This window comes from Allobosea sp. FW305-C-101 (assembly GCF_058783685.1).
Map to the genome: position 1 here is coordinate 100,884 of NZ_JBYSYT010000007.1, position 22,174 is coordinate 123,057.

At 67.9% G+C, this 22,174-nt stretch carries 21 protein-coding genes; 6 read left to right on the forward strand and 15 right to left on the reverse strand.

The genetic code is table 11. From position 1 onward, the window contains the following. Positions 1-56: 56 nt before the first annotated feature. The 4 genes from AC3WMA_RS23420 to AC3WMA_RS23435 are packed head-to-tail and all read left to right on the forward strand — an operon-like array spanning position 57 to position 1,976. Positions 57-680, forward strand: a complete 624-nt coding sequence (locus tag AC3WMA_RS23420) for a GNAT family N-acetyltransferase (protein WP_492287678.1) — start codon at positions 57-59, stop codon at positions 678-680. Between the two features lie 60 nt (positions 681-740). After that, entirely contained in the window at positions 741-1,184 is a 444-nt protein-coding gene (locus tag AC3WMA_RS23425) for a PPC domain-containing DNA-binding protein (protein WP_492287679.1), read from the forward strand. Positions 1,185-1,217: 33 nt separating this feature from the next. After that, on the forward strand, positions 1,218-1,634 hold the full coding sequence (locus AC3WMA_RS23430) for a hypothetical protein (RefSeq protein ID WP_492287680.1): 417 nt from the start codon (positions 1,218-1,220) through the stop codon (positions 1,632-1,634). Positions 1,635-1,661: 27 nt separating this feature from the next. After that, positions 1,662-1,976 (forward strand): hypothetical protein, encoded by a 315-nt coding sequence (locus tag AC3WMA_RS23435; protein ID WP_492287681.1) that lies wholly within the window; start codon positions 1,662-1,664, stop codon positions 1,974-1,976. A 6-nt stretch (positions 1,977-1,982) separates the two neighbouring features. Here AC3WMA_RS23435 and AC3WMA_RS23440 read toward each other — a convergent pair whose 3' ends face one another. The 8 genes from AC3WMA_RS23440 to AC3WMA_RS23475 all read right to left on the reverse strand — a co-directional run bounded on the left by AC3WMA_RS23440 (position 1,983) and on the right by AC3WMA_RS23475 (position 11,670). Beyond that, positions 1,983-2,972, reverse strand: coding sequence for a nitroreductase family protein (locus AC3WMA_RS23440; protein ID WP_492287682.1), 990 nt, complete (start codon positions 2,970-2,972; stop codon positions 1,983-1,985). 3 nt (positions 2,973-2,975) lie between these two features. Beyond that, positions 2,976-4,091, reverse strand: a complete 1,116-nt coding sequence (locus tag AC3WMA_RS23445) for a GNAT family N-acetyltransferase (RefSeq protein ID WP_492287683.1) — start codon at positions 4,089-4,091, stop codon at positions 2,976-2,978. Beyond that, positions 4,088-5,308: a hypothetical protein gene (locus tag AC3WMA_RS23450; RefSeq protein ID WP_492287684.1), complete on the reverse strand. Its 1,221-nt coding sequence runs from the start codon at positions 5,306-5,308 to the stop codon at positions 4,088-4,090. The genes AC3WMA_RS23445 and AC3WMA_RS23450 overlap by 4 nt, the downstream gene beginning before the upstream one ends. After that, the gene (locus AC3WMA_RS23455; protein WP_492287685.1) at positions 5,305-6,186 is read right to left on the reverse strand and encodes a ThiF family adenylyltransferase; all 882 of its coding nucleotides are present in this window, start codon (positions 6,184-6,186) and stop codon (positions 5,305-5,307) included. The genes AC3WMA_RS23450 and AC3WMA_RS23455 overlap by 4 nt, the downstream gene beginning before the upstream one ends. Beyond that, positions 6,183-7,145: a hypothetical protein gene (locus tag AC3WMA_RS23460; protein WP_492287686.1), complete on the reverse strand. Its 963-nt coding sequence runs from the start codon at positions 7,143-7,145 to the stop codon at positions 6,183-6,185. Before AC3WMA_RS23460 ends, AC3WMA_RS23455 begins: the two co-directional genes overlap by 4 nt. Then, positions 7,145-10,552, reverse strand: a complete 3,408-nt coding sequence (locus AC3WMA_RS23465) for an acyl-[ACP]--phospholipid O-acyltransferase (RefSeq protein ID WP_492287738.1) — start codon at positions 10,550-10,552, stop codon at positions 7,145-7,147. Before AC3WMA_RS23465 ends, AC3WMA_RS23460 begins: the two co-directional genes overlap by 1 nt. A gap of 107 nt (positions 10,553-10,659) precedes the next feature. Beyond that, entirely contained in the window at positions 10,660-10,938 is a 279-nt protein-coding gene (locus AC3WMA_RS23470) for a YiaA/YiaB family inner membrane protein (RefSeq protein ID WP_492287687.1), read from the reverse strand. A gap of 36 nt (positions 10,939-10,974) precedes the next feature. Beyond that, positions 10,975-11,670, reverse strand: coding sequence for a PspA/IM30 family protein (locus AC3WMA_RS23475; protein WP_492287688.1), 696 nt, complete (start codon positions 11,668-11,670; stop codon positions 10,975-10,977). Between the two features lie 121 nt (positions 11,671-11,791). Between AC3WMA_RS23475 and AC3WMA_RS23480 the strand changes: the two genes are divergently transcribed. Beyond that, the gene (locus tag AC3WMA_RS23480; protein WP_492287689.1) at positions 11,792-12,403 is read left to right on the forward strand and encodes a TetR/AcrR family transcriptional regulator; all 612 of its coding nucleotides are present in this window, start codon (positions 11,792-11,794) and stop codon (positions 12,401-12,403) included. A gap of 64 nt (positions 12,404-12,467) precedes the next feature. On the opposite strand, the gene AC3WMA_RS23485 is transcribed toward AC3WMA_RS23480, so the two are convergent. The 7 genes from AC3WMA_RS23485 to AC3WMA_RS23515 form a co-directional block, all read right to left on the reverse strand. Further along, positions 12,468-13,283, reverse strand: coding sequence for an ABC transporter permease (locus tag AC3WMA_RS23485; RefSeq protein ID WP_454658598.1), 816 nt, complete (start codon positions 13,281-13,283; stop codon positions 12,468-12,470). Between the two features lies 1 nt (position 13,284). After that, the gene (locus tag AC3WMA_RS23490) at positions 13,285-14,199 is read right to left on the reverse strand and encodes an ABC transporter permease (RefSeq protein WP_492287690.1); all 915 of its coding nucleotides are present in this window, start codon (positions 14,197-14,199) and stop codon (positions 13,285-13,287) included. Beyond that, on the reverse strand, positions 14,196-15,335 hold the full coding sequence (locus tag AC3WMA_RS23495; RefSeq protein ID WP_492287691.1) for an ABC transporter ATP-binding protein: 1,140 nt from the start codon (positions 15,333-15,335) through the stop codon (positions 14,196-14,198). The genes AC3WMA_RS23490 and AC3WMA_RS23495 overlap by 4 nt, the downstream gene beginning before the upstream one ends. Continuing rightward, on the reverse strand, positions 15,332-16,393 hold the full coding sequence (locus AC3WMA_RS23500) for an ABC transporter substrate-binding protein (RefSeq protein ID WP_492287692.1): 1,062 nt from the start codon (positions 16,391-16,393) through the stop codon (positions 15,332-15,334). The genes AC3WMA_RS23495 and AC3WMA_RS23500 overlap by 4 nt, the downstream gene beginning before the upstream one ends. Positions 16,394-16,563: 170 nt before the next feature. Next, entirely contained in the window at positions 16,564-17,862 is a 1,299-nt protein-coding gene (locus AC3WMA_RS23505) for an NAD(P)/FAD-dependent oxidoreductase (protein WP_492287693.1), read from the reverse strand. A gap of 19 nt (positions 17,863-17,881) precedes the next feature. Continuing rightward, positions 17,882-19,375 (reverse strand): aldehyde dehydrogenase family protein, encoded by a 1,494-nt coding sequence (locus AC3WMA_RS23510; RefSeq protein WP_492287694.1) that lies wholly within the window; start codon positions 19,373-19,375, stop codon positions 17,882-17,884. Continuing rightward, positions 19,372-20,478, reverse strand: coding sequence for a mandelate racemase/muconate lactonizing enzyme family protein (locus AC3WMA_RS23515; protein ID WP_492287695.1), 1,107 nt, complete (start codon positions 20,476-20,478; stop codon positions 19,372-19,374). Before AC3WMA_RS23515 ends, AC3WMA_RS23510 begins: the two co-directional genes overlap by 4 nt. A 133-nt stretch (positions 20,479-20,611) precedes the next feature. On the opposite strand from AC3WMA_RS23515, the gene pdxR reads away from it, so the two are divergent. Then, the gene (gene pdxR / locus AC3WMA_RS23520; RefSeq protein WP_492287696.1) at positions 20,612-22,153 is read left to right on the forward strand and encodes a MocR-like pyridoxine biosynthesis transcription factor PdxR; all 1,542 of its coding nucleotides are present in this window, start codon (positions 20,612-20,614) and stop codon (positions 22,151-22,153) included. Positions 22,154-22,174: the final 21 nt, after the last annotated feature.

Genomic DNA, 22,174 nt, shown 5'->3' on the forward strand with positions numbered 1-22,174 from the left:
AGGCTCGTCACGCGGGTCGGGATTTTCCCGGCCCGTTGGCAGTTGGAGACCGTCTGATGAATCCGATGGAAACCTGGGCGTTCGGCTATGCCCTGACACGGGGCTATCCGGCGCCCGGCGCCGTTCCCACCGGCCTCTGGCTGGAGGTCGGCAAGCCCGACCAGCGCGGGCGGTTCGTGCTACCCCGATTCGACCCGGCAATTCTTCCGGAACTCGCGCGCTCGATCGAGGAGCGGAACATCTATATCGAGATCCCCGCGCCCCGCGAGACCGCCGCGGCGTTGCTGCCGGAAAACTGGACCGCACGCGAGCGCGCCTATCTCATGACAACCACGCTGGAAACCTCGACTCCTGTCCTCCCACCCGGATACGGGACCGTGACGAACGAGAATGGTGCCGCGATCAGGGTCGAGATCCGAAACGAGACGGGAGAGCTGGCGGCGAGCGGCATGGCGGGGGTGGTCGATGGCCATACGGTCTACGACCAGATCCTCACCCAGCCGGAGCATCGGCGCCTGGGCCTCGGCACCGCGGTCATGAGCGCCCTGACGCAGCGCTCTCTCGAACGCGGCGCCGGACATGGTATCATGATCGCCTCGCCGGACGGCCGGGCCCTCTATCAGACGCTCGGCTGGACACAATGGTCGGAGGTGGCGTCGGTGATCAGCCCGGGGCGCTAAGATCCCGGAACACGACCATCCGCCTCGCGTTCCATGCTGACGCGAGCACATGGTTGGGCGATGCGACACAAACTGATCCATGAAGCCGACGGGCAGAAGACGTTTGCCATCATCCTGGATGTCGGCGATGAGGCCATCGCCTCGCTGGAAGCCTTCGCCCGCGACAAGCGGCTGACGGCCGCGAGCTTCAAGGCCATCGGCGCTTTCGAACGTGCCGAGCTGAGCTTCTTCGATTGGGCGACGAAGACCTATGAGCCTATCCCGGTCGATGAGCAGGTCGAAGTCGCGTCGTTGACCGGAGACATCGCTGTCGAGCCCGGCGGCAAGCCGGGCGTCCATGTCCATGCCGTCCTCGGGCGCCGCGATGGCAGCGCCCTCGCGGGACATCTCAACAAGGGCATCGTCCGCCCGACGCTGGAAATCATCCTGACCGAGCAGCCCACCTACCTGAAAAAGAAGCGGGATCACGAGACCGGCCTTATGCTCATCGCTTTGGACGCCTAGATCGGTGGAACATTCAGGGAGGCCAGGCACGGCATGACGCGCAATCTCATCGCAGCGATGGCTGCCCTGCTGGCCATGCTGGCCTCGCTGCCAGCCAGCGCCCAGTTCGACGCGACACCCGGCAACGGCCCGCTTTATCCGGGCGGCCCGCGGCAAGGCCTGGGTCCGCCATCGATCACGGACAACGTGCCGGATCTCCGGCTGCGTTCGAGCCAGGGCGGCATTCCGGGAGCCGGGCCGCCGGTCGGGGCCGGCGCCCCCAGCCCGCGCTTCTACGAGCCGAGCCCGTCATCGGGTCGCTATTATCGCAGGGCGGAGCGGACGAGCAGCCTCGGACGTCATTGCCGGACGCCGACGCGGCAATGCACGCTGGCGCGGCCGGCCGCGCTCGGGGACGATTGCTCCTGCCGCACGTCCAAAGGGCGTCGGCAAGGTTTCGTCGCCCGCTAGCCCCGAAGAGGCGACAGACACCAGATCATGGAGCCGCTATCCTCCAGGCAGGAATTGCGCCGCGCCTTCAAGCGCATCGAACACGAGTTGCCGCCCCGGCTGGCCGCAGGCCTGCGCTGGCTGCGCCATCCCAAGTCTCGACTGGTCCGCATTCCCGCCGGGATCGGCCTCATCGCCGGAGGGATCTTCTCGTTCCTGCCGCTGCTCGGGGCCTGGATGCTGCCGCTCGGCCTGCTGCTGCTCGCCGCCGACATGCCGATCCTGCAACGGCCGATGGCGCGCTTCGCCCTGTGGTGCCTTGGCCTGCTCGATCGCTTTCGCTCGCGCCGCAAGCAGGACTGAGCACCGTCAGACGATCAGCTCAGCAAGCGGCAGGCGCGCGCGTGCCGCGCCGGCACCCGGCGCAACACGGCCCAGCCGGAAGACATTGACGAGCCGGCGCCCGGCCGGCAGCGGATGGCGTGCGACGAGCGCCGCGTTGCTGACAGGCCAGTCGGCGAGCACCGAGACCGGGCAGGCGCCGAGCCCCTGTGCCGTGATCGCGAGCCAGGCCCGGTAGAAGGCTCGCCCCGTCTCCAGTGGGTCCTCGCCCTCGGGCCGATGAAACAGCGCCATCGCGCTGTATGTGGCCTTCCCGCGCTCCCGCGAGAGCGGTTCGGCGAGGCCGAGACGCTTCAACCATGGGAAAAGAGGCCCCAGCACGAACGATACGCCCGCCGCTTCGATGCGCCCGAACCCCATCGCTTGGGCATTGAGGCCGTCGCGGCCGTAACGCGGGTCGCTGCGCGAAAGCCGCATCCAGGCGAGCAGCTCGCGCCGGTGCTCATCCTCGCCGAGGAAATGGAAGCCGGCGCGATCTCCCAGTTCGGCGATCTCCGCCACTGCCGGACCAGGTGGAACGAGACGGAGATCCGGCACGGTCGCCAGCTTGCCGAGTGCGTCATGTAACGCCGCATCGACAGGCAGGAACCGGCCGCGCCAGCTGCTGCGCCCGGCAACCGCCGCAGCCAGCGGGTCGAGCGTTCCTCCGGAGGCGAGCGTCAGCCGGGCGATCACGCGCAACCCCGATGCGCGGTCCGGCCGCTCGTCCAACTCCACACGCATGATCCTGAAGCCGTGCCGGCCAGCGGCCAGCGACAATCCTTCGAGCGCAGCGCCATGCGACAGACGGACATCGTGCCCGGTCGGGTCGGCCGCCGGCACGCGCCGTCGCTCATCCTCAAGCAGCAACACCGTATCAGCCGATAGCAGGCGCCAGCGTGTCGGCTGGATATTATGGACGCTTGGCGCGAGGCTCGCCTCGGCGATCAACCTCCGGAAGAGATCGCTATCGAGCATCGCTCAATCTCGCAGGGGCTTGGCGAAGAGATGCAGCCGATGCAGCGGTTTCGCGCCGGCCTTCTCCGCCTGCCGGAGGCTCGGCCCGTTGACGTCGGCGATCCAGGTGCCGCCGAGCTCGGTATAGCCGGCTGCCTTGAGCGCGCTCGCCACCTTGAACAGCATCGCGCCGTTGAGACCGCGATTATGGAAGGCGCGACTGACCGACTGATAGACGATGACGGCGCGCCGGTTGGTCCAGCGATGCCGCAGGAAGCGGAACGGGAAGCTCAGGCCCAGCCGCCCGCCCACCGCCTTCACCAACGGGTTGAGATCGGGGATGGCGATGATGGCGCCGACCGGCTCGCCCTTGTGGTGGACGACGGTCGAGATGCGCTTGTCGATGACCCACATCATGTCGCCGGCCTGGAAGCGGTATTCCGCAGCGGTCGGGGGCACGAACATCGGATTGGCGTCGAAGCCGTCATTGAGAATGAGCCGGGAATCCTCCAGCCGCTCCGTGAAATGGCGGCGGTCGATCGGCATCCAATGGTAGTCGGGATCGGCCAGGATCTCCTGCTGCTTCGGGCCGAGCAGGCCGCGCGGATCGATATCGGCGAGATCGATCCGGAAGGTCGTCATCGGGAAGGCCGGGGCATAGCCGTTCGCTTCGAGCAGGCGCGCGATATGCGGCGGGCTCCAGAGCATGTCCGTGAAGGGCGCGTTGTCGAAGCCGCCGGTGACGACGCCGGCCTGCTGCATCGCCGTCAGATTGAAGTTGCCGGTAATCTCAACCATGCCGCGCTCGCGCGCCCAGCCTTCCGCCGCGCCGAGCAGGGCGGCGGCGATCTCGGGATCATCAGTGCAGTCGAAATAGCCGAACTGCGCACGCATCGTGCCGTGCCGGGCGTTGGAGGCGTCATGGATCGTCGCGACGATGCGCCCGAGCGGACGGCCGTCACGCAACGCCGTGAACAGTTCGAAGCGGCCATGGCCCTGCGTCACCAGCGGATTTCTGGCGGGATCGAGCATGCGGTCGAAATCGGACCACATCGGCGGAACGTAGGGGTTGTCAGCCGGATAGGCATTGGCGGTGACAGCGAAAGCCGCCTTGCGGTCGTTGCTGCGAATTTCGATCATGCGCGTGCCTCGCTCGGTGCGGTCGCGAGCAGGCGGCGCACCAGCGCCAGCGCCGTCTCGGTCGCCGGATCGGCCGAGACCACCGGCACCGTCACCAGCAGGAGGTCGAGCGGCGCCTCACCAAGCACGAGCAGATGGCTCGCGGAATTCACAGCCATCAGCGCGGCCAATCGCTCGGCGGCCGGATCGGTCGGCGGCCAGCGCCAGCCACGCCCGGAAGCATGGAGCACGCCGATGCCCTGCAAGGCCGGCCGCAGGATCAGGGGGTCGTAATCGGCGAGCGCGGCTTCATCGAGCCGGCGCGCGCTGGTGAAAAGGGGATGGGCGGCAAGCTGAGCGATCAAGGCCTCGCGCGTGCCTGCCTTGGAGCGGGCGAGCGAGTCGAGCACGCCCGGCGCCTCGGCGTCGAAGGAGCTGGAGAGCGCATCGACCGCCAGCGCGATGGCGAGCACGCCGGCAAGCGAGACAGCACAAAGCCGCGCGATATGGGCAAAGCCGGCATCCGGCGTGACGAGTGCCGCCGCGAAGCCGAGCAGCAGCGCGGTCGCGACACGCAGGCTGAGCATCGCGACACGCTGCCGACGGGCCGGCGCGGCGCCGCCCGCGACCAGCAGAATCGAGACCAGCAGCAAGGCGCCGACGCCGCCGAGCCTCACCGGCATATCCGGCAGCAATTCGCGAAAATCGCTGAGCGCGAAGGGCAGGATCAGGAAGGCGCAGAGCCCGAGCCGCCAGACGCCGGCATTCTCGGATGCCGTCAGCGCAGCCTGATCGCGGCGGAACAACAGGATGCCGCAAAACGCGATCGTCAGGAGCTGGAAACCGGCCAGCGCCAGATCATAAAGCTGCCCGGGGTCGTCGAGGCCGAGGAGGCTGGCGAGGACGAGCAGAACCGAACCGCCGAGTACCGCGATCTTGCCGGGACGCGGCGCATGCCGGCGCAGCATGCCCTCGGTCACGATCAACGCGCCGAGCGGGAACAGGGCGGCACAGGCGAGTGCCAGCCGCCCGAGCAATACACTGCCGCTCCACCAACCCAGCGCCCGCAGCAGGAAAAGCGCCGCGACCAGCCCCATCGCGACAAGGAAGCGCCGCGTCAGCGCGCCGCGCGGATCGCGCCGGCGCAAGGTCACCATGGCGACGGCGAGGCCGAGCGCGCCGCAGAGATCGACGATCGAATCCGCGACCAGGCCGGGATTGGCGAAGCCGCCGGTCATCGGCCGGACACCATTTGCTTCAGCGCCCGTACCACGAAGGGCTTCAGCAGCGCAGCAATCGGCGCCGGCCAGGGCCGCTCCACCGCCGGCCGGTAGGGGTTGAAGAACCAGCCGCGGCAATCGGTGCCGGTGCGCCGGCCGAGCGTCAGGGCGATCGCCTCATAAGCCATCATCATGCCCGTCGTGATCACCATCGGCGCGAAGGACATGCGGCTGCGCCGCCCGGCCGCGACCTCGCCGGCGATGGCGAGGTCGACATGATGGCGCGAGCGCGAATGCAGCATGACATGCGTGACCTCGCAAAGCATGGCGGCGCGCTTGTCATCCTCGGACAACGTCCTCCAGTCCTTGCCAACGGTCGGGAAACCCAGGCGTTCCTCAGGGCGCGGGTCGCCGGGGCGGACCACGATCACCGAAGGCAATGGCGCCATATAGGCGTCGATCACGGTCGCGCCGGCTGTCTTGGCCGTGCGGTAGAGATGGAGGCCAGCTGCGATATCGTCCATGCCGTTGACGATCACGGGACAGCGCCGGGCGATCTCGGGCAGGCGATCGACCCATTCCGCACCGAGCACCTCGATCTCGATCCCCGGGTTGATAGCGCGCGCGGCCTCGGCCGCCGCTTCCGCCTTGGGCCGGCCGATCGTGCCGGCATGGGCGAAGACCTGCCGGTTCAGGTTCGATATCTCAAAGACATCGATATCGGCGATGACGAAGCGGCCGATACCGGCCCGCACCAGCGCCATGAAGGCGGCGCCGCCCATGCCGCCGACGCCACAGACGAAGACCGTCGCCTGCCTGAGCCGCGCCTGCTCGGCCTCCGAGACGAAGCCGATATTGCGGGTGGCGAAGAGCTCGTAGCTGAAGCCGGGGATCATGGTTTCGCCCTTGCCGTGCGCGGCCGCAATGTGCCGAAGCGTCGGGTATCGTCGAGCCAGTGCACGAGCGGCAGCAACAGGCGCTGCACCAGCAGGAAGGCGGAGGCTCCGAGCAATCCCGGCAGCGAGGCGCGCGGCACCTGGCCGAGCAGGTAGCGCCGCGCCGCGGCAAGATCCATCCGGCCGAGCTGGAGCACGTCGTCGCCGCGCGCGTAATCGAGCTTGTCGCGGCAGAAGGCGTTGTAGCGCTCCTCGCGGTGATGCGTCGCCTGCTCGAAGCTCTTCTTCAGATCGTCGGAGCCGCCAGTATAGGCGTCGGTGATGATCGAATTGACCTCGTCGAAGCCGGCCTCAAGGCCGACGCCGAAGACATGGCGGTGGTCGCGCATGATCTGCCGCGCGAGCGAAAGATGCGCGAAGCTCTGGCGGCTGCCCGGATCGGGCGAGGGATAGACCTCCGAGAAGGTTTCGCAGACCATGCCGACCACGCCCGGCACCTGCGTGACGTTCGATATCCAGCGCGGGCGCAGGCCGCCACGGACGAAGAGCACCAGCACAGTCAGGCCGTAGAGCACCCAGGAGAGACCGCGCCCGCGCACCTCGGGATCGACCATGACGAGGCCGAGATGCGTGACCTGCTCGGGCTCGCCATTGAGCGTCAATGGCATCTGCGCCAGTGCGTTGAAGGCGATCGGCCGGCCGGTCGCCGTCTCGCTGATCAGGGTAATGATGCTCTGGCTGAGGCGCTCGCGCTCGCCGGAAAAGACACCGTACGTCAGGGTGCCCTGCGCCAGCGTCCGCCCCGCGACCGTGCGCAAATGCTCGACCAGCGCCGCCAGCTCCGCATCGTCGAGCACCAAGCCGGGCCGCTCGATGATGCGGGTCTGCTGGCCTGGCGCCGTCGCCAGCGTCAGGTCCAGCGTCGGCCGGGTCAGCGCCTTCAGCCAGAAACCGAGCATCAGACCTCCACCAAGGCGGGCGACGCGGCCCGCTCGTTGACCAGCCGGGCGATGCCGGCGAAGTCGAGCTTGCCGGAGCCGAGCACCGGCACGGCCGGCACGACCACGACCTCGGCCGGGATCATGAGATCCGCCGCGCCCCTGCCCTTGGCGAAGGCCTGGAAGGCGGCGCGCGTCGCGTCCTTCTGCTGCGTCACCAGCACCAGCCGCTCGCCCTTGCGGGCATCCGGGAGGCTGGCGACACCGGAGAGCACGCCCGGCCAGCATTCGGCGGCGAGCGCCTCGACCGCGGCGAGCGAGACCATCTCGCCGGCGATCTTGGCAAAGCGCTTGGCGCGGCCCTTGATCGTGACGAAACCGTCCTTGTCGATGACGACGATGTCGCCGGTATCGTGCCAGCCCTCGGGCGGCGGCTCCAGCACGCCAGGTTTCTCGGACTTGAGATAGCCCAGCATGATGTTGGGGCCGCGCACATGGAGCCTTCCGCCCTCCTCGACGCCCGGCATCGGTTCGAGCCTGGCTTCCATGCCCGGCATGATCCGGCCGACCGTGCCGAAGCGGTTGAACATCGGCGTGTTCAGCGCCAGCACTGGCGCAGTCTCAGTCACGCCATAGCCTTCGAGGATGCGCAGGCCGAACTTCTCCGCATAGGTCCGCCGTGTCGTATCCTTCACCGGCTCGGCGCCGGCCACGATATAGCGCAGCGAGCGCAAATCGTAGGGGTGTGCGGCGCGGGCATAGCCGGTCAGGAAGGTGTCGGTGCCGAACAGGATCGTCGCGTTCGATCCGTAGACCAGCTCCGGCACCATCCGGTAGTGCAGCGGCGAGGGATAGAGATAGACCGGCACGCCCGAGACCAGCGGCAGGATCAGCCCTGCCGTCAGGCCGAAGGAGTGGAAGACCGGCAGCACGTTGAAGACCTTGTCGCGCCGGCCGAAATCGATGCGGGCCGCCGCCTGCGCCGCGTTGGCCAGCATGTTGGCGTGGCTGAGCACGACGCCCTTGGGCGCGCCCTCCGAGCCCGAGGTGAACAGGATCGCGGCGCGATCCGAGCCCTTCGCCGGCTCAATCGCCTCGCCATGGCGCCAGAGCGCCCACAGCTTGTCGGCGGTCGAGACGGTGGCGCGCACGTCCTCAAGGTAGATGATCTTCACATCGGTCGAGAGCGCCTCGACCAGCGGCCCCATCCGGCCTTTCTCGACGAAGGCGCGCGAGGTGACAATGGTCTTCACCTGCGCCGCCTTGCAGGCGGCGGCGATATTGCCGGCGCCGGCCGTGAAGTTGATCATCGCCGGCACGCGCGCCGCCGACATCAGGCCGAGCAGCGTCACTGCCGCGCCATTGGCATTGGGCAGCATCACGCCGACCGCCTCCCCCTTCGCCGCGAGCGGCATGAGCTTGCGGCCGAGCACCTCGGCGCCGATCAGCAGGCGCTTGTAGGTCAGCGTGCCCGTGATCGGGTCCTCGACCGCGACGCGGCCCTTGCCGTTAAGCTTGGCGGCTTCCGCGACCGCTTCGAAGACGCTGCGATCGATATCGGTGGTGCGGAAGATCAGGTCCGACATGATCTGGTAGAGCGCGGCACCGGCCGCCTGACGGCGCGGCTTGCCCTTGAGCGCGTCGGGCACGGTCAGCGAGACCGGATCGAGCACGGTGACGCGCACCTTCGGGAACCAGCGGCGGCGGACCTGCTCGCGGGTCAGGCGCGAGAAGATCGTCGCTTCCAGCCCCTCGATGCGAACCGGCACGATCGGGACGCCGGATTTCTCGGCGATCATGCCGACGCCGTCATAGACCTTCATCAGGCTGCCGGTGACGGTGAGGCGCCCTTCCGGGAAGATCACCAGGCTCTCGCCGTTCTTGACCGCGTTGATCAGCGAGCGCGTCGCCAGCGGGCGCGAGGGATCGAGCGGCATGGCGCGCGTCAGCTTCAGGAAGGGCTTCACCCACCAGCGCTGGGCGATGCCGTGATCGATGGCGAAGACCGGCTCCTTGTCGAGGATCGAGAGCGCCAGCGCCGCATCGAGGAAAGAGACGTGGTTCAGCGCGATGATGGCGTTGTCGCCGGCCTTGGCTATGTTCTCGCGGCCAGTGACCTCGACGCGGTAGAAGGCGCGGAACAGGATCGAGAGGAAGTCGCTGAGCGGATTGGTCGGCAGGGTCCGGAAGATCCAGACGGACGCCGCGATGGTCAGGGCGCCGATCAGCAGGAAGAGATGGCTGAGCGTCAGGCCCGCCGCCTGCAGCACGGCGACGAGCGCGGCACCCGCGACCAAGAAGGCGGCCGAGAGCACGTTGACGGCGGCGACGATGCGCGCCCGCTTCTCGACCGGCGCCCAGGCCTGGGTCGCGGCGAAGGAGGGCACGATGAAGATGCCGCCGGCGATGGCGAGACCGGCGAGGTCGATGCCGACGCGCCAGGCGGAGGCATTGGCGAAGAAAGCGTCGATATCCTGCGCCGGCTGATGCGCGACGACGCCGGAGACCGCCCAGCCGAGATCAAGCGCGAACAGGCCCATGACGATGCCGGCGACCGGCACGGGCAGGAGCACGATGCGCCCGCTCGCCAGGAAGGAGCCGATGCCGGAACCAACGGCGATCGCGATGGCGAAGGTGGCGAGATAGGCCGAGACGACCATTTCCGTGCCGCCCATGCCGTTCTTCACCAGCGCTGGCAGCAGCGCCATCACGACGGCGCCGATCAGCCAGAACAGCGAGACCATGACGCCGGTGCGCCACAAGCGCGCATCGGCCCAGAGGTCCTTCAGGAGGTCGCGGGTCGAGCGCAGGATGTTGCGGTCGATCGCGAGATCGGGCGCGGCCGCGCCGGTCTTCGGGATGAACAGAGTCGCGACCCAGCAGGCGAGCGCGAAGACCATGATCAACAGGCTGAGCTGCGCGGCGTCGCCTCCCTCGCGCGCCGTCAGGCCGCCAGCGATGGTGCCGAGCAGGATGGCGATGAAGGTCGCGCCTTCGATCAGGGCGTTGCCGGCCGGCAGTTCCTCGCGCTTCAGATGGTCCGGCAGGATGCCGTATTTGATCGGCCCGAACAGGGCCGCGATGACGCCGAACAGGAAGAGCGCGGCGAAGAGCATCGGCACGGAATGGAGCGTGAAACCGAGCGCTGCGACGCCGGCCGCGCCGATCTCGGCGAGCTTCAGGCGCTGAGCCATCATCGCCTTGTCGAAGCGGTCGGCCATCTGGCCGCCGATGCCGGAGAGCAGGAAGAAAGGCGCGATGAAGAGCCCGCCGGCCAGCGTCACCAGCGCCTCGCCATGCGACCCGGCGAGCCGGTAGAGGATGATGAAGACCAGCGCATTCTTGAGGAAATTGTCGTTGAAGGCGGAGAAGAACTGCGCCCAGAACAGCGGCGCGAAGCGCCGTTTCAGCATCAAGGTGTCGAACATCATGCACTCGCGCGGTTCGAGGGAGGTTCGCATCGCCCGTGCAAAGCAATCCTTGCCTACGGCGGGCGATGCGATCTTGCGGTTAAGCGGGACTTACCGGCAGCGCTTCAAAGCGCCGGCTTGCCGGCATCCATCAGCAGGCGCTCGGTGCGGGCGTCCTCGATGCGGTTCACCAGCTTGGCGGCCTCGTGCATGTCGCGCACCGTCTTGGTCATGGTGATGCAGGATTGGACCAGCATGACGCAGCCCATGGCGAGATAGCCCTTGGCCCACCAGTCGAGCGGCAGAAACAGGATGCCGGAGCCGACCATCGCGGCGGCGGCGAAGAAGGAGGCGTAGGTGAAGCTGACCCAGGCGCCACTATGGGGCTGAACGTTCTGGTTCATGACGGCGATCTCCTGTTTGAAATGCAATTGTTGCGATCAGTTGGCTGGAGCGGCCGCGCGGCTGCGCAAGCGCTCCAGCACGTCCTCGGCGGTGGTGCGCAAGCGAGGCCCGAAACCCTTGGCCGCCAGCTTCTCAGTGACGGAGGCCGCAGCCGCCCCATCGAGTTCGTCGAGCGCGGTCTCCGCGGCTTCCGCCTCGACCTGGCGCTCGCGCAATCGCTTCAGCGTCTGCTCGGCCTCGGCCAGCGTCGCCTCATGAGCGGGGCCGGGCTCGATCCGGCCCTGCCGCATCTGGCGCACGGCTTCCGAGGCACGAGCGAGGCGCCGGCCACGGTCGAGCTCGGTGATCCGGGCTTGAGCCTGGGCGACATGCCGGCGCAGGCGGAGGATTTCCGCCGCGAAGAGCGCCTGCGCACTCGCGGCAGCATCACGGTCGGCCTCAAGAGCGGCGATCGCCTCGGCGCCTTCGCGGGCAAGGCTTTCATCACCGGCCGCCAGCGCCGCCGCGACGCGGTTTTCCAGATCGGCGATGCGGGCCTTGCTGGCCGCCAAGCGATCGGTCTCCTGCCGGTCCTGCGCGATCGCGATCGCCAACGCCTTCTTGGCGCGTTCGAAAGCGCCGGCGGCATCGCGCATCTGCTGGTCGAGGATCAAGAGGGCGTTGCGGTCGGCATAGCGCTCCTCAGCGATGGCAGCACCGCCGCGAACAAAAGTGAGAAACATCTTGAGCATTGGCTTTCCCCTGCTATGAACATCGTTCACAGGAAGATGGATAGCGCATGCTTGAACGACGTTCAAGATATATTTTGAACGACGTTCAAATCACTGGAAAAGACATGACGAGAGCGACGAGATGACCAGCACCGCGGCGAGACGGGACCGGCAGCGCGAGCAATTGATCGAGGCGGCGGAACGGGCCATCGCCGCGAAAGGCCTCGCGGGCCTGAAGGCGCGCGAGCTCGCCCAGGAGATCGGCTGCTCGCTCGGCGCGATCTACAATCTGGTCGCGGATATGGACGAGCTCGTCCTGCGGGTCGGCTCGCGCACGCTTGCCCGGCTCGACGCGACGCTCAGCGCCGCATCGCCGCCCGTCTCGTCACGGGATGAGGCCACCGAGGCGCTCGTCGCGGTCGCCCTCGCCTACTCGGCTTTCGCCCGCGACAACCTCCAGCTTTGGCGCGTTCTGTTCGAACACCGGATGGTTGAGGGCTCGACCGTGCCCGACTGGGCCGTCACCGAACAGATGACGATGTTCCGGCACATCCTTGGACCGCTGGGCATGCTGGTGCCTGATCGCAGCGAGGACGACAGGAACCTGCTGGGCCGGACGCTGTTCTCGGCCGTCCATGGCGTCGTCGCGATCGGACTGGAAGAGAAGCTGATCGCGGTGCCCCGCCGCGAACTCGACCGCCAGATCGAGGGACTGGTGCGGCTGGCCTGCCGTGGTCTCGCGACCAGCGGCTGAGTGCATCGACTTGCCCCGGCGGCAGCCGCTTTGGCGCGCTGCGGCCAGGGTTACCGGTGATGCCTCAGCTCTCGCTCTTGCCGAAGAGCTGGGATACCGCCAGCAGCAGCGACGTGATCACGATCATGATCGTCGAGATCGCGGCGATGGTCGGGTCGATCTGGTCGCGCAACGCCAGGAACATCATCCGCGTCAATGTCGCATTGTCGCCGCCGGAGACGAAGAGCGCGACCACGACCTCGTCGAAGGAGGTCAGGAAGGACAGCACCGCCGAGGTGACGAGGGCGAAGCCGATCTGCGGCGCCGTCACCTGCAGGAAGGCTTGCGTCCGCGTCGCGCCGAGGCTGCGCGCCACCCGCTCCTGATCGAGATCGAAGCTCTTCAGGGCCGAGCCGACGATCATCATCACGATCGGCACGGCCAGCATCGTATGCGCCAGCACGATGCCCAGGAAGGAATTGACCATCTTGAGCTGCACATAGGCGTAGAACAGCGCGATACCGACGAGGATGACCGGCACGATCGTCGGCGTCAGCAAAGCGAGGATCGCAAGCCCGGCGAAACGCAGGCGCGCGGCGTGCAGGCCATAGGCCGCGAGCGTGCCCATCGGCGTCGCCAAGAGCGCGGTGCAGAAACCCGCCTTGAACGAGGTCGCGGTCGCCGCCATCCAGCTCGACGAGGAGAAATAGGCCTCGTACCAGCGCAACGACCATTCCCGTGGCGGGAATTCCAGATATTGCGACTGGGAGAAGGACATCGGGATGACGATCAGCGTCGGGATGGCCAGGAAGGCCAGAACCAGCGCACCGACGGCATAAAGCCAGAGCCGCGCGCCGTGGCTGATCTGCGTGTCGCTCGCGGGACGGTCGAGCCAGCTCATCTCAGTGCCCCGCCCCGAACAGGCCTGCGCCGCGCGACAATCGCGCCGCGAGCACAAGCACGGCCAGCGTGATCACCAGCAGCACGACGCCGAGCGCGCTCGCCGCGCCCCAGTTGAAGAACAGTTCGATATCGTTGGCGATGCGGTTCGAGACCATCGTCACCTTGCCGCCGCCAAGCATGGCCGGCGTCACGTAGAAGCCAAGGCAGAGCACGAAGACCAGCGAGGCACCGGCCGCGAGCCCCGGCAGCGAGAGCGGGAAGAACACCGTCCAGAAGCCGTGGACCGGCGTCGAGCCGAGGCTGGCGGCTGCGCGCAGCAGGTTGCGGTCGATCGCGCGCATCGTGCCGTAGAGCGGCAAGACCATGAAGGGCAGCATGATGTGGACCATGCCGATCAGCGTGCCACCCATGTTGTGGACGAGCTGCAACGGCTCGCTCCACAGGCCGAGCTTCATGCCCCATGTGTTGATGAGCCCGCTGCGCTGGAGCAGCACGAGCCAGGCATAGGTGCGCACCAACAGCGAGGTCCAGAACGGCAAGAGCACCGCGATCATGCAGAGATTGGCGGCCCGTCGCGGCAGTTGCGACAGGAAATAGGCCAGGGGATAGCCGAGCAGGATGCAGATCAGCGTGGTGACGAAGCTGATCTCGAAGGTGGTGCGGAAGGTCCGGCCATAAGAGGGCTCGGCCAGCATGCGCCGGTAATGCTCGAGACTCAGCGCGCCATTGTCGTCGAGGAAGGACAGGCCGAAGAGCCAGCCGACCGGAACCAGCATGGTGACGGTGACGAGCAGGAGCGCCGGTGCCGCGAGCCCGGCCAGCCCCATGCGCTCGCGCCACTGGTCGCGCCGCAGGCCGGCGGCGTGGTCGTCCCCGGCCGGGCCGGCAGCATCGAAGGCGCTGACGGTCGTCACGGCGCGCCCCGCGCCTCGTCGGACAGCAGCACGGTATCGGAGACTGCGATGCCGATGCGGACGGGCGTACCCGGTGCGGGCGGCGGGCCCTCGCCGCCGCGCGTCGTAAGGCGCAGCGAGACCGGGCTGCCGCCGCTCAGGACAGCCTGAAGGAGCAGCGTGTCGCCCTGATAGACCGCGCCGGTAACGCGGCCGTCGAAGCAGTTCATGCCCTCGCCCTCGCCCGGCCCGAGCAGATGCAGGCGCTCCGGCCGCAGCACCATCGTGCAGCGCCCCTGTTGCGCCGGCAGGTTGCCGGCGCGGATGGTCGCGCCGGCCGCGCGGGCGACGCCATCGGCCACCGCGACGTCGAGGAAGGAGGATTCGCCGATGAACTCGGCGACGAAGCGGCTGCCGGGATCGTCATAGATCGCGCGCGGCGTATCGATCCGGGCGATGCGGCCGCGGTCGAGGATGGCGACGCGGTCCGACATGGTCAGCGCCTCGCGCTGGTCATGCGTGACATAGACGGTGGTGGTGCCCAAACGCTCATGGAGTTGGCGCAATTCGATCTGCATGCGCTCGCGCAGCTGCTTGTCGAGCGCCGAGAGCGGCTCGTCCATCAGGATGATGCGCGGCTCGAAGACGATGGCTCGGGCGAGCGCGACGCGCTGGCGCTGGCCGCCGGAAAGCTGGTCGATGCGGCGGCTGCCGAAGCCGCCGAGCTGGGACATCTCCAGCGCCGCCTCGACACGGCGGGCGGTCTCGGCCGCCGGCACGCGGCGCAAACGCAAGGGAAAACCGACATTTCCAGCGACGTCCATATGTGGGAACAGCGCGTAGTTCTGGAAGACCATGCCGATCTCGCGCTTGTGCGGCGCGAGGCGGACGACCTCGCGCTCGCCGAAGCGGATCGAGCCCTTGTCGGGCCGCAGGAAGCCGGCGATCGCCATCAGCAGCGTCGTCTTGCCCGAGCCGGAGGGGCCGAGCAGGGTCAGGAACTCGCCGGGCCGGACATCGAGATCGATCTCGTCCAGCACAGACACCGCACCATAGGCCTTGCTCAGCCGCCGGACCGCGATGGGCAAGGCCGTCGCGGAACCCGAGGCCAAAGCGGCCGCATCGCGCGGCCGCTCGTGATCGCCGGCCAGTCTCATTCGGTCAGCATGTTCTGGTAGGCGGAGGAGGCTTGGGCCTCGAACTTGATGTACCAGTCCAGGTCGATCGGCAGCTGCTTGCCGGCATTATCGGGATGCGAGGGCAAGGTCTTGGCGAAGGCTGCGTCGATCGCGCCGCCCTCATAGGCCTTCTTGTTGGTCGGGCCGTAGGTGATGTATTTCGTGAACTCGGCCTGGTATTGCGGCTTGCTGATCTCGGCGAGGAACTTCATCGCCAGATCCTTGTTCGGCGCGCCCTTGGCGATCGCGAAGCAATCATAGTCGAGCAGGCCCTGGTTGAAGGTATAGGCGACCTTAGCACCGTCCTTGGCGGCGACGTCGAAGCGGCCGTTCCAGCCGGTGATCATATCGACCTCGCCGTCCTTCATCAGCTGGGCATGCTGCGCGCCCGAGCTCCACCAGACCGCGATATGCGGCTTCAACTCGCGGATCTTCTTGATCGCGCGCTCGATGCCGCCGGGCTGGGACAGGACCTCGTAGACCTTGTTGGCAGGAACGCCGTCTGCCATCAGCGCCGGCTCCAGCGCGCCGGCCACGCCCTTGCGGTAGGAGCGCTTGCCGGGGAACTTCTTGACGTCCCAGAAATCGGCCCAGCTCTGCGGGCCGTTCTGGCCATAGGTCTTGGTGTTCCAGGCGAGCACGGTCGAGAACACGTCGCCGCCGACGCAGTAATCCTGCGCCGTGCCGGGCAGGAAGTTCGAGGTGTCGATGACCTTGTAGTCGAGCTTCTCGAGGATGCCCTCGGCACCGGCGCGGGCGGCGCTGCCGGAGCCGCTGGCGACCACGTCCCAGGTCACGGCGCCGGCCTTCACCTTGAGGCGCAGGTCCGCGATACTGGTATAGGTCTCCTCCTTGATCTTGATGCCCAGCGCCTTGGCGGCGGGCTGGAAGAGCGCCTTGCTCTGGCCCTCCTGATAGGAGCCGCCGAAGGAGACGACGGTCAGTTCCTGCGCCCAGGCGGGCGCAGCGCTCAACAGGCCAAGGCCCATGACGAGGGCAAGGGCCGTTCTCGTCGGCATGATCGGCTGGCGCGGCATGTGTCTGTTCTCCCGTTCGAACGTTGCGTTCTTGTTCAATGCGTTCCCTAGAGATGAGCGCGCGGTTGGCCTGCAAGCGGCGTCCGCACGTCTCGCCTCATGCAGGGTCCGGCGAAATTGGTCTGGCCATAAGGTCCACTCTGAGAATTCGGGGCGACCAATCCGATGAGTTAGCGCGCCAGCCGGTCGCGCCAGCTGTAGTAGAGAACCGACGGCGCGAGGAACCAGGGATTGCCGGTGTAGAAGGGGCGCGTCTGGAAGGGCAGCCCGTCGAAAGCGGTCTTGCCCTCGGCGAGGCCGAGCACCTGCTGGCCGAGCCGCATGCCGAGATAGCTCGCCATGCCGACGCCGGAGCCACAATAGCCCATGGCGTAATGCATGCCCTCATGCCGGCCGATATGCATCAGCTCGTCGAAGCTGTAGGCGACGAGGCCGCACCAGGAATGGCTGATCTTGCGATTGGCGAGTTCCGGGAAGATGCCGCTCATCGCGGCGTGGAGCAGCGGCCCGCTGCGGCGCGGATCGGTCTCGCTCAGCGAGACGCGACCACCGAACAGGATGCGCCGCCGGTCGGGCGAGGCGCGGTAGTAATAGACCACCTTGCGGGTGTCGCTGACGATGCGGTTCCTCGGAATCAGCCTGTCGACCAGTTCCGGCTCCAGCGCCTCGGTCGCGATGACATAGCTGCCGATCGGGATGACGCGACGGCGCAGCCAGCCGGTCAGCGGGCCGGTATAACCGTTGGTGGCGATGACGACATCGCGGGTACGGATCGTGCCGCGCGGCGTCTGGACCAGGAAATCCTGCCCGATGCGCTCGATTCCCGTCGCCGGGCAATGCGGGACGAGTTCCGCACCTGCGGCAACGACGCGCTGCAAGAGCCCCTGGTGGTAGCGTGCCGGATTGATCGAGGCGTGGCTCTCGTAGACGACGCCGCCATGATAGAGATCGGAGCCGATCTCGCTGCGCTGCTCGGAGCGCGGCACGACATGGCAGGCGACCTCCAGCCCTTTCGGCTGGGTTCCGACGCTGCGGGCCAGCTCCTCGTACCTGCCCGGCGCATGCGCGGCGTGGAAGCGGCCGACGACGCCGAAATCGCAGTCGATCTGCTCGTCGCAAACGAAATCGCCGATGTAGCGCAGCGAGTTCCGGCCTTCCTGCATGATCGCGAAGGCGCGCTCACGGCCATGGCGGCGGGCGAGCTCATCGAAGCCCGGCTTCACGCTGGTCGATATCTGGCCGCCATTGCGGGTGCTGCAGCCGAAGCCCGCCGCTTCGGCATCGAGGATGACGGTATGGCGCCCGCCGCGCGCCGTCTGGAGCGCCGCCTGCAGGCCGGTATAGCCGGAGCCGACGACGACGACCTCGGCCTGTGCAGGTGGATCATTGCGCGGCAGGTCGGGCCGGGGCACCGCGTCCCACCAATAGGGCGCGGCCTTGAAATCACTGGCGAACAGATCGCTCGGCATCGTCTCGTCTTCCCCCGGATCAGATCCGCGCCACCACACTCTTGAGCTTGCAGTAAGAGCGCAAGCCCGCCATGCCCTTGGCACGGCCGAAGCCGGATTTCCGGTTGCCGCCGAAGGGCATCGCGATGCCGCCGGCAAAGAACTCGTTGATATAGACCTGCCCCGCATCGACTGATCGAGCGAAGCGCCAGGCCTTGGCGTGATCGCGGGTGTAGATGCCGGCGACCAGCGCATAGGAGGTGACGTTCGCCGCCGCGATGGCCGCGTCGAAATCCGGGACGATCTGCACCGTCAGCACCGGGCCGAAGATCTCCTCCTGCACCAGCGGATCGTCCGGGCCACGCGCGAGCACGATAGTCGGCTGGTAGAACCAGCCGCCGTCGCAGTCCTCGGGCGGCACGATCACGCCTCCGGTCAGGATGCGGTTGCCAGCGGCGCGAGCCCGGTCGACATGGCCGGCGACGCGTGCGAGCTGCGCCGCGGAATTGATCGGCCCGATCCCGGCCTCGCTAAGGCCATGGCCCGGCCGCAGCGCCTGCGCGCTGGCGACGAGGCGTTCGAGCAGTGGCTCCGCGATCGCCTCCTCGACGATCAGGCGGGAGCCGGCCGAGCAGATCTGCCCGGCATTCTCGAAGATCGCTTCCATGATGCCGGCCACGGCCGCGTCGAGATCGCAATCGGCGAGCACAACGAGGGGCGATTTGCCGCCGAGTTCGAGCACGAGCCGGGTGACATGCTCGGCCGCCGCCCGCATCACGCGTTGCCCGGTCGCGACCGAGCCGGTGAAGGTTATGTGGTCGATGCCGGGATGGGCGACGAGCGCCGCGCCTGCCTCAGCACCGGTGCCGGCGACGACGTTGAGCACGCCTGCGGGCAGGCCGGCCTCATGCAGCAATTCCGCCAGCATCAGCGTGGTGAAAGGCGTCTGCTCGGCCGGCTTGACCACGAGCGTGCACCCGGCCGCAAGCGCGGGGGCGATGCCGCGTGCCGCCGTCGAGAGCGGATAGTTCCAGGGCACGATCTGGGCAGCGACGCCGACCGGCTCCTCGATCGTCAAGCCGATATGGTCGGGGCCGAGCGGCATGCTGTCGCCATGCAGCTTGTCGGCCGCGCCGGCATAATAGGCGAAGGCCCTCACGACGCCCCCGACATCGCCCTCGGCTTCCGCCAGCCGCTTGCCGGAATCGAGGGTCTCGACCACGGCGAAACGAGCCGCGCGTTCGGCGATCAGGCGGCTCGCCCGCATCAGGATGTCGCCGCGCGGGGCCGGGCTCAGGCGCGACCACGGGCCGGAGAGCGCAGCGCGGGCGGCTGCGACCGCGCGGTCGATATCCTCGGCATCGCCGGCTGCGACCGCGGCGAAAGCCTTGCCCCGGCCGGGATCGAAACTCTCCATTCGCCGCCCAGAAGCGGACTCGACGAAGCGCCCGTCGATGAAATGCCCGCCCGGCAGGCCAGCGAGCGTCCCCGTCCTGATGGCTTCGGCGACGAGCTCGGCGCGATCCACGATCACGCGCCGATCTCCGTGACCCGATAGGCGGCCTTGTCGAGCCAGGACGGTTCGATCTCGACGCCCCAGCCCGGCCCGTCGGGGATCGCCACCATCCCGTCGCGCGCCTGCGGCGGGTTGCGCAGCAGGCCCTGCTCCCAGGGGTAGTAATCCGGCCCTTCGATCGAGAATTCGACATAGGGGCCGGCATTGGCGAGCGCGCCCATGATGTGCAGCGTGAACACGGTCACCAGCGACTGGTTCGCGGAATGCGGCGTCACCGGGATGCCTGCGGCCTCGGCCCAGCGCGCGACTTTCAGCATGCGCCCGACACCGCCGATATAGCAGACGTCCGGCTGCACGACATCGACCACCCGGCCGTCGATCATGGCGCGCCAGACGGCGAGATCGCAGTCCTGCTCGCCACCGGTGACGTCGAGATCGAGCGCCTCACGGACCTCGCGGGTCCAGGCATGCTCCCAATAGGGACAGGGCTCCTCGAAATGGACGATGCCGTGATCCTGCAGCATCTTGCCGACCGCGATGGCCTTGGCCGGCGAATAGCCGCTATTGCCGTCGACGAGCAGCGTCGCTTCGGCACCGAGCGCGCGCCTGATCTGCGGCACGATCGCATCCGTCCGGCCCGGCCATTCGTCGATGTCGCGGCCACATTCGCGCCCGACCCGGAACTTGAAGGCGCGGTAGCCATGGGCATCGCGCAGGCGCTGGAAGCGCTCGGCCTCCGCTTCGGGCGTGATCTCGCCGCGCTTCATGCTGGAGGCATAGACCGGGAAGGAACGCGGCGTGCCGCCGAGCAATTCGCAGACGCTTTTCCGCTCGCTCCGGCCGCGCAGATCCCACAAGGCGGTATCGAGCCCGGTCATGGCGCGGCAGAGATAGGAGCCGGGGAACTTGTGCTCGCGCTCGCCGATCGTCGCGATCAGTTCGTCGATGTCGAAGGCGTTCTCGCCGATCGCCCAGCGCGCGACCTGCCGGTGGAAGACGGTCGCGGTGATGTCGGCATTATAGGGCGAGAACTGGCCCCAGCCCTGGCTGCCATCCTCGCATGTGGCGCGGACGAAGCCGACGTCCTGCGTCGAGAAGCTTTCGAGCCGGGTGATCTTCATCGCTGCCGCTATCCGTTCCGGGAGCGCCGCCCGGCAGAACCGCGGGCAGCTTCGGCGCAAGAAGGGGCTTGAATTGGCCTGATCCCAAGGTCCATTCTCACCAAATCGACAGTCCACTCTCGCCGGGAGCATCATGGTCAAACGCGAGGAAGGCGCCCTGCTCCAATCGATCGTGCTGGACCGCGAGGGCGAGCATGGGCTCAGCGTCCAAATCTGCGCGGGCCTGCGCGAGCTGATCCTCGGCGGCACGCTCAAGGTCGGCGAGCGCCTGCCGGCGACGCGGACCCTGGCGCAGGAGTTCAGGGTCGCCCGCACCACCATCGTCGAGAGCTTCGAGCGGCTTGCGGCGGAAGGGCTGATCGAGACCCGCGTCGGCTCCGGCACCTATGTCAGCCAGGCGCTGGCGAACGAACGGCCGGCGCCTGCGGCTGCGGCGACCGCCGCGCCGACCGCGCGGGTCAAGCTGGCGCAGGCGATGAACACGGCGTCAAAACTGTTCGGCACGCGCCTGCCGCATCAGCCCCGCGCCTTCACCACGGCGATGCCGGCCTTCGACGCCTTCCCGATGGCGCAATGGGCGCGGCTTTCGGGCAAACACTGGCGCAAGCCGCGTCATCAGGTGCTCGGCTATCCCGATCCGCATGGCGAGCGGGCCTTACGCCAGGCCATCGCCGCGCATCTCAGGCTCAATCGCGGCATCGCCTGCGAATGGCAGCAGGTCTTCGTGGTGGCCGGCGCGCAGCAGGCCTTCCAACTGATCGCCGCGACGCTGCTCGACCCCGGCGACAAGGTCTGGTTCGAGGACCCCGGCGCGATCGGTGCCCGCAACAGCATGATCCAGTCCGGCGTCGATATCGTGCCCGTCCCGGTCGACGAGGCCGGCCTCATCGTCGAGGAAGGCCTGCGCCGCGCGCCCGAATTCCGGCTCGCCTTCGTGACGCCGGCGCATCAGCAGCCGCTCGGCGCCAAGATGAGCCTGGAGCGGCGGCTCGCCCTGCTGGAGGCGGCCGAGGCCAGCGGCGCCTGGATCATCGAGGACGATTGGGACGGCGAATTCTGCTTCCAGGGCGCGCCGATGGCGACGCTGACCAGCATCGATCGCAGCGGCCGGGTGATCTATGTCGGAACCTTCTCGAAGACGCTGTTCCCGTCGCTGCGGCTCGGCTTCCTCGTCGCGCCGCCGCATCTCGTCGAGCAGATGGGCATCTGCCTCGAAGCCTTCTCGCCGGGCGTGCCGACGGCGCTGCAGGGGATCGTCGCCGATTTCATCGTCGAGGGGCATTTCGCGACGCATGTGCGCCGCATGCGCAAGCTCTATCAGGAGCGCTATCAGGCGCTGGAGGATGCGGCACGGGAGCATCTCGCCCCCGATCTGGAGATCGTGCCGACCCAGACCGGCATGCACACGATCGCCTATCTCCGCGACGGGCTCGAGGCCGTCGCGCTGACGCAGGCCGCAGCCCGGCGCGGCGTGACGGTCGCGCCGATCAGCCGCTTCTGCCTCGAACCCGTGGCGCGGGACGGGCTCGTGCTCGGCTTCAGCGGCTTCACGTCCGCGGAGATCAAGGCCGGCGTGCTTGACCTGCGCCGCGCCATCGACGACCTCGCGGCAGTCAACGAATGGACTGGTGCTTCGGCGGGAATGGCCCTTAGCGGGAAGCCCAATTCTCCCTAGGACTCGTGGCAGGCAAGCTAG